This window comes from Carboxylicivirga linearis (genome assembly GCF_018271995.1).
In the GTDB taxonomy this organism is placed as follows: domain Bacteria; phylum Bacteroidota; class Bacteroidia; order Bacteroidales; family Marinilabiliaceae; genus Carboxylicivirga; species Carboxylicivirga linearis.
Genome location: NZ_JAGUCO010000002.1, coordinates 145,145 through 159,643, shown reverse-complemented (window position 1 = coordinate 159,643; position 14,499 = coordinate 145,145). Strand labels below are relative to the sequence as shown.

At 35.9% G+C, this 14,499-nt stretch carries 14 protein-coding genes; 4 read left to right on the top strand and 10 right to left on the bottom strand.

What is annotated here, in order from left to right:
• Window positions 1-286: 286 nt before the first annotated feature.
• The 9 genes from KEM10_RS04025 to KEM10_RS03985 all read right to left on the bottom strand — a co-directional run bounded on the left by KEM10_RS04025 (window position 287) and on the right by KEM10_RS03985 (window position 9,730).
• Window positions 287-976 (bottom strand): sulfite exporter TauE/SafE family protein, encoded by a 690-nt coding sequence (locus KEM10_RS04025; RefSeq protein WP_212213823.1) that lies wholly within the window; start codon window positions 974-976, stop codon window positions 287-289.
• Between the two features lie 12 nt (window positions 977-988).
• Window positions 989-1,432, bottom strand: coding sequence for a FixH family protein (locus tag KEM10_RS04020; RefSeq protein WP_212213819.1), 444 nt, complete (start codon window positions 1,430-1,432; stop codon window positions 989-991).
• A 25-nt stretch (window positions 1,433-1,457) separates the two neighbouring features.
• Window positions 1,458-2,858 carry a cytochrome c oxidase accessory protein CcoG gene (gene ccoG, locus KEM10_RS04015; protein WP_212213816.1) on the bottom strand — a complete coding sequence of 467 codons (1,401 nt, stop codon included), beginning with the start codon at window positions 2,856-2,858 and terminating at the stop codon, window positions 1,458-1,460.
• Between the two features lie 116 nt (window positions 2,859-2,974).
• Window positions 2,975-3,625, bottom strand: coding sequence for a c-type cytochrome (locus tag KEM10_RS04010; RefSeq protein WP_212213813.1), 651 nt, complete (start codon window positions 3,623-3,625; stop codon window positions 2,975-2,977).
• Between the two features lie 55 nt (window positions 3,626-3,680).
• Window positions 3,681-3,875 (bottom strand): hypothetical protein, encoded by a 195-nt coding sequence (locus tag KEM10_RS04005; protein WP_212213809.1) that lies wholly within the window; start codon window positions 3,873-3,875, stop codon window positions 3,681-3,683.
• 10 nt (window positions 3,876-3,885) lie between these two features.
• Window positions 3,886-6,033: a cytochrome-c oxidase, cbb3-type subunit I gene (gene ccoN / locus KEM10_RS04000; RefSeq protein WP_212213807.1), complete on the bottom strand. Its 2,148-nt coding sequence runs from the start codon at window positions 6,031-6,033 to the stop codon at window positions 3,886-3,888.
• Window positions 6,008-6,214 carry a cbb3-type cytochrome oxidase assembly protein CcoS gene (gene ccoS, locus KEM10_RS03995; RefSeq protein WP_212213805.1) on the bottom strand — a complete coding sequence of 69 codons (207 nt, stop codon included), beginning with the start codon at window positions 6,212-6,214 and terminating at the stop codon, window positions 6,008-6,010. The genes ccoN and ccoS overlap by 26 nt, the downstream gene beginning before the upstream one ends.
• A 145-nt stretch (window positions 6,215-6,359) precedes the next feature.
• A complete protein-coding gene (locus KEM10_RS03990; RefSeq protein ID WP_212213803.1) occupies window positions 6,360-8,732 on the bottom strand; it encodes a heavy metal translocating P-type ATPase in 2,373 nt (790 codons plus the stop codon).
• 113 nt (window positions 8,733-8,845) lie between these two features.
• Window positions 8,846-9,730, bottom strand: a complete 885-nt coding sequence (locus KEM10_RS03985; RefSeq protein WP_212213801.1) for a D-hexose-6-phosphate mutarotase — start codon at window positions 9,728-9,730, stop codon at window positions 8,846-8,848.
• Window positions 9,731-9,919: 189 nt separating this feature from the next.
• Between KEM10_RS03985 and KEM10_RS03980 the strand changes: the two genes are divergently transcribed.
• Genes KEM10_RS03980 through KEM10_RS03970 form a run of 3 tightly spaced genes read left to right on the top strand, consistent with a single transcriptional unit; the run spans window position 9,920 to window position 12,337 of the window.
• Window positions 9,920-10,612 carry a hypothetical protein gene (locus tag KEM10_RS03980; RefSeq protein ID WP_212213799.1) on the top strand — a complete coding sequence of 231 codons (693 nt, stop codon included), beginning with the start codon at window positions 9,920-9,922 and terminating at the stop codon, window positions 10,610-10,612.
• A 4-nt stretch (window positions 10,613-10,616) separates the two neighbouring features.
• Window positions 10,617-11,342, top strand: coding sequence for a DUF3307 domain-containing protein (locus tag KEM10_RS03975; protein WP_212213796.1), 726 nt, complete (start codon window positions 10,617-10,619; stop codon window positions 11,340-11,342).
• Between the two features lie 20 nt (window positions 11,343-11,362).
• Window positions 11,363-12,337, top strand: coding sequence for an alpha/beta hydrolase (locus tag KEM10_RS03970; protein ID WP_212213793.1), 975 nt, complete (start codon window positions 11,363-11,365; stop codon window positions 12,335-12,337).
• Between the two features lie 19 nt (window positions 12,338-12,356).
• On the opposite strand, the gene KEM10_RS03965 is transcribed toward KEM10_RS03970, so the two are convergent.
• Complete coding sequence (locus KEM10_RS03965) at window positions 12,357-13,334, bottom strand: Gfo/Idh/MocA family protein (protein WP_212213789.1); 978 nt, start codon at window positions 13,332-13,334, stop codon at window positions 12,357-12,359.
• 160 nt (window positions 13,335-13,494) lie between these two features.
• On the opposite strand from KEM10_RS03965, the gene KEM10_RS03960 reads away from it, so the two are divergent.
• Complete coding sequence (locus KEM10_RS03960) at window positions 13,495-14,496, top strand: metallophosphoesterase (protein WP_317196622.1); 1,002 nt, start codon at window positions 13,495-13,497, stop codon at window positions 14,494-14,496.
• Window positions 14,497-14,499: the final 3 nt, after the last annotated feature.

The window sequence follows — 14,499 nt, the reverse complement described above, 5'->3', positions numbered from 1 at the left end:
AATGATTGGTTTGTTAGATATTAGCCAGTGGTCAGTAGTTTATAGAGTTCAAAGTACTAAAAATACATCTAACACAAAATCTCACTAAACACCTATTAATCTACGATATATCAACCACAAAACTTCCACACCAACAATATTCAACTATTCTAAGCCTTATAAAATTTGCTCTTAATTGGCACGTCAAATAATTGAAAATTGTCAAATCAATAGATAAATAAATTGAGAAAAGGGCGATTATCCTACTGCCTCACTACTGAATACTCACTACAGACTACTTATTACATTAATGACAGCAGGCAGGTTTGCTCATATCGGGACTGATAAACGGAATACCCAAATTCATTCCTCTCAGAATAAAGATGATTCCTAATAGAATGATAAACACAGGTATAAACTTCTTTAAATGATATAAATACCGGCTTTTTATAATATCAGAAAAGAATGCAACGGAAAACATCATGGGTAAGGTTCCCAAACCAAAGAAAAACATTGATAAAACACTTTCGGCCAGACTTAAAGATAAAACTGCTTTTGAAATGGCTACATAAACTAATCCGCATGGTAAAAAACCATTCAAAATTCCAATAATAAACAGGTTTCCTATTTTTCTACGATTCAATGAATCACCAATCTTCTTTTTCAGCGTGTTGTAAATTGAATTAGTTACTTTATTGCTTCCTTTAGGTAATTTTATAATACCTGGAAGAACCACTGAAAGTATCATTACAACGCCACATAGAATAGAAACAACCTGCTGAATACCAGAATGCTTTAAACCTACTCCCACAAAACCAAAAATTAATCCTAATACACTATAGGTTATGGCTCTACCTAAATTATACAATAAAGCACCCACAACCTTTTGCCATACTGAATTGGTTGGTAATGGTAAAGCTAAAGCTAATGGTCCACACATACCTACACAATGCAGGCTGCCGAAAAAACCAATTACAAATCCTTCTAAGATTCCCATGTTAGTTTATAATTAATCGATGTATAGTGGCATTTTGGCAAAATATGGTTGATTATTGGCTTGCCATTCAATTATTACCTCGTATTTACCTGACTGTAAAGCTGATTTATTAAACATTGTGGTAAAAGTAGTATCTAATTGTATTTCTTTTTGAAGATCTAAGCGTTTATCTGAAGGACGATAGATATGAATATTACCAGTTATACCTTCAGGTTTATCTGTCAATTTTGGAAAAACCACTGCCAAATCACCATTCACTTTTAATTCAATTTTCTGTGTCAGCGCATTATAGTTTTTAGTCTTTTCAATCTGCTTCTGGTATTTTAATTCCTTTGGATAATATTCATCAGTAACCATATCAATACGCTCCTGCGTGGTAATAAATACTAATGTCAAAAAACCAGTTATTCCCAGTATTATCACTACAAACAAACCGTGTCCCCAGTTAAATTTCATATTATTTTGCTTTTCTTTTAACTACTTAATTTGGTCCAACAAAGGTAGATTCTATGGTATCTATTAATTCATCTTCATCATATATACCAATCAGCACTTTGGTGCTAGATCCATCCAATTGGTCTTTTGATAGCTTTAATAAAAAGGCTCCCTGAAGTTTTTCCTGTTCTTTTATTTTATTCATACTACCAGCCAATTGCACTTCGCCTCCTTCCGGAGAAATGAGCTTAATTGATAAATCCGCTTCTTTGCTGGTTTTATTAACAATTTTGTAATTATAAATGTTGCTCAAGCGCCCATCCTCTAATGTTTGATAGAGTGATCCCTGCACTCTTAGGATGGTAGTTTCAAAGTCGGAACGCAAATTAAATAACACTACTAACACCCCAACCAAAGCAACCAATAACGCTGTGTATGAAATTATTCGGGGAGTCCATCGGAAACTTTGTCCATTCTCAATATTATTCATTGAGGTAATACGGATGAGACCTTTAGGCAATTTATATCTTTCCATCACACTGTCGCAAGCATCTATACAAGCTGTACAATTAATACATTCTAATTGAATACCGTCCCTGATATCAATACCCGTAGGACAAACGGTTGAACACTTATGGCAGTTTACACAATCACCTTTACCAAGAGCTTTACGATCTTCATTTTTGCGCATTGGTCCACGTGCCTCACCTCTTTTATAATCGTAAGTTACCATTAAGGTATTATTATCGACCAGAGCACCTTGCAGCCTTCCATACGGACAAACCAACGAACAAACCTGTTCGCGGAAAAAGGCAAATACAAAATAGAAAGCTCCGGTAAAAATCATTAAGGCGATAAACACGCTAAAATTCTCGGATGGCGATCCTGTAATGTATTTATGAACTGTTTCCACTCCCACAAAATAGGAAAGCATGGTATGCGTAATTAGCAATGATATAAGAATAAAAATACCATGTTTAAGTACTTTACGCCAAAGTTTGTCAAAGCTATCTTCACCATTATTTCTTATTCGTTGCTGATCGCCACTTCCTTCAATCCAATATTCAATTCTGCGGAAGATAAGTTCCATAAAAATAGTTTGTGGACAGGCCCAACCACACCAAACTCTTCCATATACAACTGTAAAAGTGACAATTGAAATAATGATTGTTATTAATCCTATCACAAACAAATGAAAATCCTGTGGCCAGAATACTACTCCAAACAAAACAAATTTTCGATGAATGATATCAAACAATAGCAAAGGCTCGCCATCAATTGTAATATGAGGTGCTGCAAATAAAAAAGCCAGTAGAATTATTCCAACTAAAGTGCGGGCATTATAATACTTTCCTTTGGGTTGATTAGCATAAATCCAGTTCCGCTTTCCTTCGTCATTCATAGTTGAAATCCGATCGCGAAACGTTTGGTTCTTTTCATTAGTCATGGATATGGATTTAATTCGGATTGTGTTGTAATAAAAATAGCAATTTTATATGAAAACAAAACGGGCAATGCCTTAACATCGCCCGAATAATTTATAATCTAGCAATACATTTTACATTATTCTGCTTCCGGCACGTATTTTTCGCCTTCAGGAGCCTTTGGATTAGGAGGATTCGTACCTTGAAGAGTAGTAACATAACTGGCTACCTGGTGTATTTGCTTATCAGACAGCTGTCCTTTCCAGGCAATCATTCCCTTTTCAATAACACCATTATTAATAATCGTCATGATATCTTCGAAACTACCCCCATGAATCCAGTATTCATCCGTTAAATTAGGCCCAACTAGTCCCTGTCCTTCAGCCAAATGACAAACCGCACAATTGGTAGAAAAAACCTTAGCTCCTTTGTCAATATCGGTCTGAGCAGTTAATGGTACACTATAATCCACTTCCACCGTTTCAATGGAAATACCACCTCCTTCACCTGTTGCTGCAACTTGAGCCCCCTCAGCTTCCAGCTTGGCCATTTCTACTGCATATAATTCAGCTTCATATTCATTTACTCCTACTTTTCCATCACTAAAAAAATGATATTTAGCCAAATAAACGTAGGCAAATAAAATGCTGAAAATAAATATAAAGGTCAGCCACCACGGCGGATTATTAGCCAATTCGCGGATACCATCAAATTCGTGTTCCGGAACAAATTTGTCGTTGGTTAAGGGATCAACCTCCGGCATTTTTTTGTCTTTTTTATTCTCTTCCATAGATGTGAAAAATATTTTAAAGACTGTTTTTTCTTTTGTCTTTGTATAGATTTAGTTAACTCTGATTCTTATGTGGCATTTCATCATTTTCATCAAGGGCATAATTCGACACTTCTTCTATCACATCCTTATCCATTTTAATTACATACCACGTGATAAATAAGAACAGTGTAAAAAACAGTACAAACGAAATAATCGGATACACCTCTATTCCTGCTATGTTTTCAAGATAATGCCTAACTAATTTCATATGCAACCTTTTATTCTGTTTCTTCTTCTACCGGTGCCACCTTATAAATATCTGTACCTAAGCGTTGCAGATAAGCAATTAAGGCAATTATTTCTTTCTCGCTACTTGTTTCGATACCCGCTGATTTTAATCCGGCCGTAATCTTATCTGCCTGACTCATATAATCCTCAATAGCTTTCTCATCATATCCCTCTTCGTAAGGAACTCCCATTGTTTGCATAGCTCTGATCTTAGCTGGTATGCTTTCAATATCAGCATCATCGCTAATTAACCATGGATATTTAGGCATGATTGAGTTTTCGTTTAACACCTGAGGATCTAACATATGGTTAAAATGCCAGGCATCCGGTTTGTATATCTTTCCTGTCATCACACCTTCTCGAGCCAAATCAGGACCGGTACGTTTTGATCCCCACTGGAATGGATGATCATACACAAACTCACCGGCTTTGGAATATTCACCATAGCGTTCTGTTTCCGACCTAAACGGACGAACCATCTGAGAGTGACAATTATAACACCCTTCGCGCAAGTAAATGTCTCTTCCCTGCAATTCTAATGGTGTGTAAGGTTTTACACTTGCAATAGTTGGAACATTCGATTTTATTAAAAAGGTTGGAATCAACTCAACAAAAGTACCTATCAACACAACCACTAGTGAAAGCACCATAAACTGAACTGGTTTTCGTTCTAGCCATCCATGGAACTTCTCTCCCGGCTTTTTCTCGGTGTGCGTTTCGTCCACCGCAGTGGCTTCCTCATTGGCTTCAGATTTACCTAACCGAGCTGTTTTAATAAGGTTAAATGTCATCAGTATAGCTCCTGACAAATAAATCAAACCACCAAAGGCCCTCATATAATACATAGGTCGTATTTGAGTAACCGTTTCCAAAAAGTTTGGATAAGCCAATAATCCGTCAGCCGTAAATTCTTTCCACATTAAACTCTGTGTCAAACCGGCCCAATACATAGGTATCACCCAGAATAAAATACCTAAGGTACCAATCCAAAAGTGAGCATTGGCTAATTTTTGAGAATATAATTTGGTTCTGAATATTTGTGGTACCAACCAATACAAAATACCGAAGGTTAAGAAACCATTCCAACCCAACGTTCCAACATGAACGTGTGCCGGTGTCCAATCGGTATAGTGACTGATGGCATTTACATTCTTTAATGATAACATAGGACCTTCAAAGGTTGCCATACCGTAGGCTGTAACTGCAACTACCAGGAATTTTAAAGTAGCACTCTCGCGAACCTTATCCCATGCACCTCTTAAAGTCAATAATCCGTTTAACATACCACCCCATGATGGAGCTATCAGCATAATTGAAAAAACGGTCCCCAGCGATTGAGCCCAATCAGGTAATGCTGTATACAATAAATGATGCGGTCCGGCCCATATGTATACAAATAAGAAAGACCAGAAATGCACGATGGATAAACGATACGAATAAACCGGACGATTAGATGCTTTCGGTACAAAATAATACATCAACCCTAAATAAGGGGTTGTTAAAAAGAAAGCCACCGCATTATGTCCATACCACCATTGCACTAATGCATCCTGCACACCGGCATACCATGAATAACTCTTCATTAAAGATACCGGTAACTCAACAGAGTTAACCACGTGTAATAATGTAACGGTAACAAAAGTTGCGATGTAAAACCATATGGCAACATATAAGTGCTTCACCCTACGTTTAACAATGGTTCCAAACATATTCCAGCCAAAGGCGAGCCAAACCACTGCAATCATAATATCAATAGGCCATTCCAGCTCGGCATATTCTTTGCCCGTAGTAAAACCTAAAGCCAGCGTTAAAGCAGCCAATACAATAATAGCCTGCCAGCCCCAGAAATGAAACCAACTAAGTGCATCACTAAACATGCGGGTTTTTAACAACCGCTGCAATGAGTAATAAGCACCAGTAAAAATTCCATTACCTACAAAGGCAAAAATGGCAGCATTAGTATGTATCGGGCGCACCCGACCAAAGGTGGTAAATTCCAATTCAAAATTAAATACAGGCATTGCCAACTGAAGTGCTGCTAAAACGCCGGCGAGCATTCCAACAAGTCCCCATGTTACAGTGGCAAATAGAAAGTACTTGACAATTTTATTGTCATAATAAAACGTCTCTTGCTTCATTTGAGATTTTGGATTTTGTATTAGACTTTTTCTTTTTGTTCTCTTGCTGATCAAACAGGATGCGTACAGACGGAGAATAATCGTCTTCATATTGCCCCGATTTTACTGCCCATATAAACAATGACAGAAAAAACAGTGCTATTAATAAACTGGCAATTACTAAAACAAAAATAATCTCCATACGCCTAATTAGTTATCATTGAAAATGATAGAATAAACTGCGTAAATATAAAAATATTTCAGATTTTAACGTCTTTATTTCTCTATTTACTTTTCAGTTTTTCGCCTTTAAATACAATCTGATAATGCGAATTGTTCTATAGAAATCAGACTAATTGCCTTTTTTTTGCAACCAACATTACACTCAAACTGGTAAAAACGACTACCGAAGCGCTACTCAACGGCATTAAAACGGCTGCAAACAAAGGGCTTAACTGCCCTGCAACCGCATAATACATACCTATTACATTGTATAAAAATGATATGGATATAGCCAAATAAACAATTTTTTTAGCTGACCGCGCAAACCGAATAAATTTAAGCAAACGAACTAACTCCGAAGCGTTAATTATTGCATCGCTCGAGGGTGAAAATTGATATACATCATCGGCCACAGCAATTCCAACATTAGCTTCTTTTAGGGCAGCAACATCATTCATTCCATCACCTAACATCATTACGTATTTGCCTTGTTTTTTAAGGTCAGCAACATATTTTTGTTTGTCTTTGGGCGATTGAAAAAAGTGTAAATTACTTTTATTCTTTAGTTCCTGTTCTAAAACTTCCCTTTCTGCATCATTATCACCCGATAAAACATGAACATCCGACGACTCCTGCACGCTCGCCAACATTTCTTTCCAGTTAGGTCGATAAAAATTATGAATTACAAAGTAGCCTAGCTGATTACCATCCACAGAAATATAAACTTTTGCAGCCTCATGCATACCTTCTTTCTTATTGCCAGTGTATGATGCAGAGCCCAGCCTTACTTTATGAGTCATTATTACAGCCTCAACTCCTGCTCCTTCCGACTCTTTAAAATCTAACACTTCAAATTCTCCGGCATCCTTCAAATGCTGAAATAAAGCTTTACTTAAGGGATGACGAGATTGATGAGCCAATGATTTAATTAAAGATGAATTAAAATGATCGAGTTCCTTACCATAATATTCCACTTCAAATGCATCAGGATCGGTTAATGTACCTGTTTTATCAAAAACAATAGTATTTGTTTTAGTTAATCCTTCTATAACGGCAGTAAGTTTTAAATAGAAGTTGTTTTTCCCCATTATTCTGCTGGTATGCCCAAATGCAAAAGGAACAGACAAAGCCAATGCACACGGACATGCAATAATCAAAACCGAAGTAAATGCCAACACAGCTTTTGATGGATCGGTCCACAACCAATATAAACCGGTTAGAGTCGCAATTAATAAAATAGCTATGGTAAAGTATTTACTTACAGCATCCAAAGTAACAGAAAGCATAGACTCTTTACTTTCCTTATCCGTTTTTTCTTTCCAAAGCTCCGCCAAATAGCCCGTTTCCACTTTTTTCTCCACTTTCAAAAACAAGGCATTTCCAATCACTCGTCCACCTGCGTAAATTAAATCGCCTTTGTTTTTTCTCACCGGAACAGACTCCCCCGTTATAAAACTATAGTCAATCGATGCTCCTAAGGATAACAAAGTTGCATCGGCCGGTATAATTTCACCGTTACGAACGGATATCTTGTCACCCGATTCCAGTTGATTAATAGGCACAATACTTTCCTCATTATCTTTAATGCGAGTAATACCTAAAGGGAAATAGGATGAAAAGTCATTATCAAAGCTTAATGCTTCATATGTTTTGGCCTGATACCATTTACCTATTAAAAGAAAAAAAACTAATCCTGTTAATGAATCCAGATAACCCGGGCCGGTAGAAGTAACAATTTCATAAGTACTTCGAAGAAATATGGCCAATATTCCTATAGCAATAGGTAAATCAATAGATATTAGCTTCTTTCTTAGATTCTTCCAGGCAGTAATAAAATACTCATTACCCGAATAAACCATTACCGGAATGGATAAAAACCAGCTAATCCATTTAAATAAGCCAATCAGTTCAGGATGAAGTGCAACATCTTCCGATAAGTAATCCGGAAAACTCAACAACATTACATTCCCAAAAACAAAACCGGCTACCCCCAGTTTTACAATTAGCTTTCGACTCTTCTTAACCGCTTTTTTCTGTTCTTCTGTTTTGATATGAGGCTTGTAGTTAATGGATGATAAAAGAGCCATTAGTTCACTCAGCTTAATTTCTTCCTCATTAAATGTAATACTGGCTTCTCTTCTGTTAAAATTAACCGATGAGTTAATTACTCCACTATGAAGCTGTTGCAAGTTTTCAATTAACCAAATACACGAACTGCAATGAATAGAAGGAATATAGAGCTTCACACGTGCTACCGATCCGTCATAAAAGTCCAAAACAGACTTTTTTATATCCTCCTGATCGAGATAATCATAGTATTCAGCACTTACTGCCTTTTTTCGAATACCGGGAGCCTTATTTATGTCATAATAGGTTCCCATTTCTTTCTCCTTCAGGATATCATAAACCATCACACAGCCATCGCAACAGAAATCTTTTCCGTCGTGTTGAACCCATGTTTGTGAGGGACTTCCACAGTGGTAACAGGTTTTGCTCATTCGTCTTTATAAGAAGTTAGCTGTTATTACAGCCTTCAAATTATATAAAAATATGACTGATTGTAAATTTCAGTCTCTTTTTTGAACAATCTAATGAGCAAAATGATCTGCTGTTACACGCTATAAATTGTTGTTCCTAAACAATGAGATGTTCCGGGTTGAATAGTAATCGTGTCATTTAAGCTATTGGCAGATTCTACACAAACCATCTTTTTATAATTTTCCTTACCTAAATCAGCCATTTGAGAAGCTAATTCAGCACCAGGATTCCAAACTACTGTAATCTTACTACCTTTTTTTCCTACTTTAATGGTTTTATTAGCATCAATAATTGAAACTTCAGCTTCTGTTTCTTTATATCTTCTATCGGTGCGCCCGGAGAATGTTACCATTTCATCTTCTTGTAATGCATCAATTCCTAATACATCATCTTTATAGGCCATTTTATGCAACCCTCGTAGTTTAACGGTTGCAATATCAGATATATTAAAATAGGTATGCAATGCTGCACTCACATCAAAAGGTTTAGAATCCACATTTTTTGTAGTTAACTCTACATTAAGCCTTTTGCCAACAGTCACTTCAAGCACGGCTTCAAAATCATAAGGTAAGAAGTCTTTAGTTCTGTCATCCGATTTTAATCCTAATGAAATAACAACTTCATCACCTTCCTTCTTTGTGGATAACACTTCCCATCTTGAAATACGTGCAAATCCATGGGAAGGCTTGGTACTATCTGTTGGATGCGCATTGAACCAAGGCCAACAAACCGGAATTCCACCCCGGATCGCTTTACCTTCCTTATAAACTGATTGACTACTTACAAATAACAAATCATCTTTTCCTTTAGGAATAAAACTAAGTACCTGAGCACCATAGATAGATACTTTAGCTGTTGAGTAAGCTGTTTTAATATATGCCATTTCAGTATGTTGCTCTGACTGAAATTCCAAAGCCCCATCAATTCCGTATTGTTCGTTTAGTTCTTTAAGTCGCATAATAATCTCTTAAGGTTTAAATGCGAAATTACTCATTTTTACGTTCTACTTCCAGATATCATTAATTTGAAAACATATAAGCATTTAGCCTTATATAATCACTTTATAAGTTTATATGCTTATATTTTGCCTTTATAAGTTGTTATACTTATATATTTATTCTATATTTGGATAAACCCTATTGAAATTATGTACGTTGCAATTACTGGAGATATCATCAACTCAAAACAGCTTGATGAAGAACAAAGAGATATAGTTATCTCTGAAGTTCAGAAAGGTTTCATGACAATAAGTCAGAATGTAAACTTTGTTTTTCAACCCGAATTTGTTCGTGGAGACAGCTTTCAATGTGTTCATAATAAAACCATTAAAACCCTGCAAATAACTCTTTTATTTAAAAGCATCTTTAAAATGCAGGCATCTGATTCACAAACAAAAGATAAGAGTGGAAGCGATATTACAAGGAAAAGCATACGATCATATAAGAACCTGGATATAAGGTTATCTGTAGGAATTGGTGAAATTGAGTATTTAAAAGATAAGCTCTCATTATCAGATGGTACTGCTTTGCAAATATCAGGGAGAACTCTAGATACTATGAAGCGAAAAGCGCAAAAAACCATTATCACAACAGAGATTGAGAAGCTAAATAAAGAACTAGAAGTTGAATTAAAGCTTTTAGATGCCATCATGGATAAGTGGACACCCCAGTCTGCCGAAGTTGTATTTTATTTATTACAAAACAGAAAAGAGACTGAAATTGCCTCTATCCTATCCATTTCACAATCAGCTGTAAACCAACGCAAACAAACAGCCAACTGGGATGCCATCCTCCTATTATTAAAACATTTTGAGTATCTTGCTCAAATACATTTAACCTGAACTTATGCATATCATTATATTGTTTAAACTGCTACTTGCTCATTTTATCGGAGATTTCGTAATTCAAAGAGATTCGTGGGTTAAAAACAGGCAAGAAAAAGGTTTGAAATCCTTTTATTTTTATCTCCACATATTTTTAACAGCTGTATTATCGTACATGTTAATTGGTCAATGGCTTTTGTGGTGGATAATTCCATTAATTTTTGTTGTTCACCTTATAATTGATGTTTGGAAAAACTTCCGAAAAAGCACTATAACTACATTTGTTATAGACCAGATTTTTCATATTATATCATTAATAATAATCTGGCTGTTACTGTTTTCTGAATTGAATTATATTCACTTGACAGATATTTGGGCAAATGCAGACAAATTCTGGATTTACTTGTTTGGCTACGCATTTATTATCTGGCCATGTGGTATATTTATAAGAGAATTCACTTCAAAATGGCGTGCTCAACTCGAGACTAAAAATCCAGAAACCGAAGGATTATCAAATGCCGGAAAATGGATTGGATACCTTGAGCGCATTCTGGTTTTAACCTTTATTTTATCTAATATTTATTCTGCTATAGGCTTTTTAATTGCCGCAAAATCAATTCTCAGACTTAATCCTAAAGAGGAAACCAAATCAAGGCAATTTTCAGAATATATTCTGGTAGGAACCCTTTTAAGCTTTACAATAACTATCATTTTAGGGTTATTATTAAAGTTGTTAGCAGAAAATTAAAGAAAATAAATCTATACTTAATGAAAAGATCTAAATTAATCTACACAATCATCTTTATATCAATAGGTTTATATATCAATGCCCAATCCAATATTCCTATAGATTCAAGTTATAATATTCCGCGAGAACAACGCAAGTTTGCAAAAAAATATCCTTATGCATTTGCAGCTAAAGACAGCTTACCACAAGGTGTTGACGAATACAGGGATGTTGTTTACCTGACATTAAACGACACTCCGTTTGGTAAACGAGACCTGCATCTTGATATATTTAAACCAGAGAAAAAAGGACTTTACCCTGCTTTAATAATGGTTCATGGTGGAGGTTGGCGATCAGGAAATAAAAACATGCAGGTTCCCATGGCACAAATGATAGCCCAACAAGGATTTGTTACTATTGCAGTGGAATATCAATTATCGCTGGAAGCCCAGTACCCTGCAGCAGTACATAATATTAAGGCTGCCATTCGATGGGTGCGGGCCAATGCTGAAAAATACAATATCAATCCGGATAAAATTGCTATCTCAGGATGTTCAGCTGGCGGACAATTAGCGGCATTAATTGGCATGACCAATGGTATTGATCAATTTGAAGGAAATATGGGCAATTTAGAGTATTCAAGTGATGTTCAAGCCATATTGGATATTGATGGTGTTTTGAATTTTCTTGCCCCTTCATCACTTAACCTGAAAAGAAAACCCAATTCAGCCGATATCTCATGGTTTGGTAGTAGTTTTTACGAAAAACCCGAAATATGGAAAGAAGCCTCTTCAATTTACTGGGCAAACGAAAACTCAGTTCCCATACTCTTTTTAAATAGTGGATATTCGAGATTTCATGCCGGACAGGATGAATTAATTGGCATGCTAAAAGAATGGGGTGTTTATCATGAAGTATATAAATTCAATATCAAAGTTCATCCATTCTGGCTTTTCCACCCTTGGGTTGACGAAACAGTTTTATACATGACTGATTTTTTAAATAAAGTTTTATAAACAGACAAAAGTGGGGAATTTACCTCCCCACAATCATTTCCATAACCTTATTTGTACGAGCCGCCGATACCCCTGTACTTACACAGTTACCTTTACCCTGCAGTTGTTCAACTACTTGTTTGATTAAATTATACTGTATATTTTCAGGATTCAGATAAGGAAATTCAAACTCTTCACCATTTTTGTACATCATAATTGGATGATGCTTAAAACCTGAGAATATAATTTTTCCTTCCGATCCTACGATCTCCATCCTATCTTCATCAACATGATCATTCGTCACAAAAGACCATAAGCCATTGCCCAAAACACCATTTTCAAAACGAAACGATGCACTTACTGTGTCTTCAACAGCATAATACCCACCCCTGTTGGCAGTTAAACCTGTTGCTTCCACAATGTGTCCAAATAAATAATCTAAATAATCGAACTGATGGGAGGCCAAATCATAAAAAATACCGCCACCAGCCTTCTCTTTATCTAAACGCCAAAAAGAATCACCTCCCTGAACTTCGGAATCCAATGCCGGACGCGTCAATCGAATATTTACATACAATGGTTTACCTATCTCACCATTATCTATCAACTCTTTAACCTTTAAAAATCCAGGCAATGATCTTCGGTAATAGGCTACAAACAATGGCACCCTCGTTTCTTCCGATACTTTTATCATCTCAAGACATTGCTCATAAGTAGCACCCATTGGCTTCTCAACATACACAGGTTTTCCTGCTTTCATAGCTTTAATAGCATATTCAGCATGACTTCCAGGCGGGGTAGCTACATAAATAGCATCCACATCATTATTATTTATAAGAGCATCAGCATTAATGGTCCATTCAGGTACATTATGTCTATTCGCATAATCCTGCACTTTCAATAAATCGCGACGCATGACTATTTGCAATTTACTTCCTTCAACCTTGCTAAATGCTGGTCCGCTTTTAAGCTCAGTTACATCTCCGCAACCAATAATACCCCAGCGTATATTTCTCATACTCTCAACTTTTTTATGTTTATTTCTATAAAGAATAACTATCTGTAGTGTTTTAAAAAAGTAAAATTAATATCAAATGAATCTTAATTTACGAATGATTTTTGAATATACTTCATCAATTTTTATTTTGCGCATTATTCAGATTATTTATTTTTGAATTGTGAATTTTAGGGATAACATAGAGGTAAAAGATATCAACGACAATAATAACTACTCTCAAAAAGGTGGTTATGACATTATTGGAGATGTTCACGGGCATTATAGTGAATTGAAAATGCTTTTAAAAAGAATGGGATATTCCAGAGACAATGGTTTTTGGGAACACCCTGAAAGAAAAGCTGTTTTTGTTGGCGATTTCATTAATCGTGGCCCAAACAGCCTGAAGGTGATTCAGGCCATTAGAGCTATGGTGAGTAATGGCTCTGGTTATGCTATTTTAGGAAATCACGAAATTAACGCTATCACCTACTTTACCAAGAGAAGTGACGGACGTCCGATAAAAACTCCACGAAACAATAACCGCAAATTACTAGATAGCTTCTTTGCGGAATACAAAAACAATTACGAAGAATTACAAGCTGATATCAAGTGGATGCGTACTTTGCCTTTATTTCTAAATTTAGGGAAAATAAGGGTGGTTCATGCCTATTGGAATGATAATCACATAAAAAAGGTAAGCCGAATGTATGAAAATGGCCGACTAAGAAAGAAATTTCTCAGGGATGCCACACGAAAAGAAAGTTCACTTTACACTCCTTTTCTTCAAACCATTAAAGGAGTTGAAATAAACCTACCTAAAGATTTGGTTATTAAAGATTCAAACAATATTGCACGAACCAATTTCCGGGTTAAATGGTGGGTAGAACCTCATGGACATACATTTGACAGCTTGAGCTATGGAAACAAATTTTCGCTACCCAAATACACTATTCCCAACGAGTTAATTACCCAGTATGATATCTATCCAGAAGAAGATCCTTTGGTTTTTATTGGACATTATTGTGCTGGAAATGGAGGAATGATTCCGCAGAAAAACATATGCTGCGTTGATGCCTGTGTTGCCAATGGAGGTAAATTAGCAGCTTACCGATATAGTGGTGAAAAAAGTATGGATCCAAACCGACTGGTGTTTGTTGACAAAAAAGTAAAAATAAGTAATTAAGCT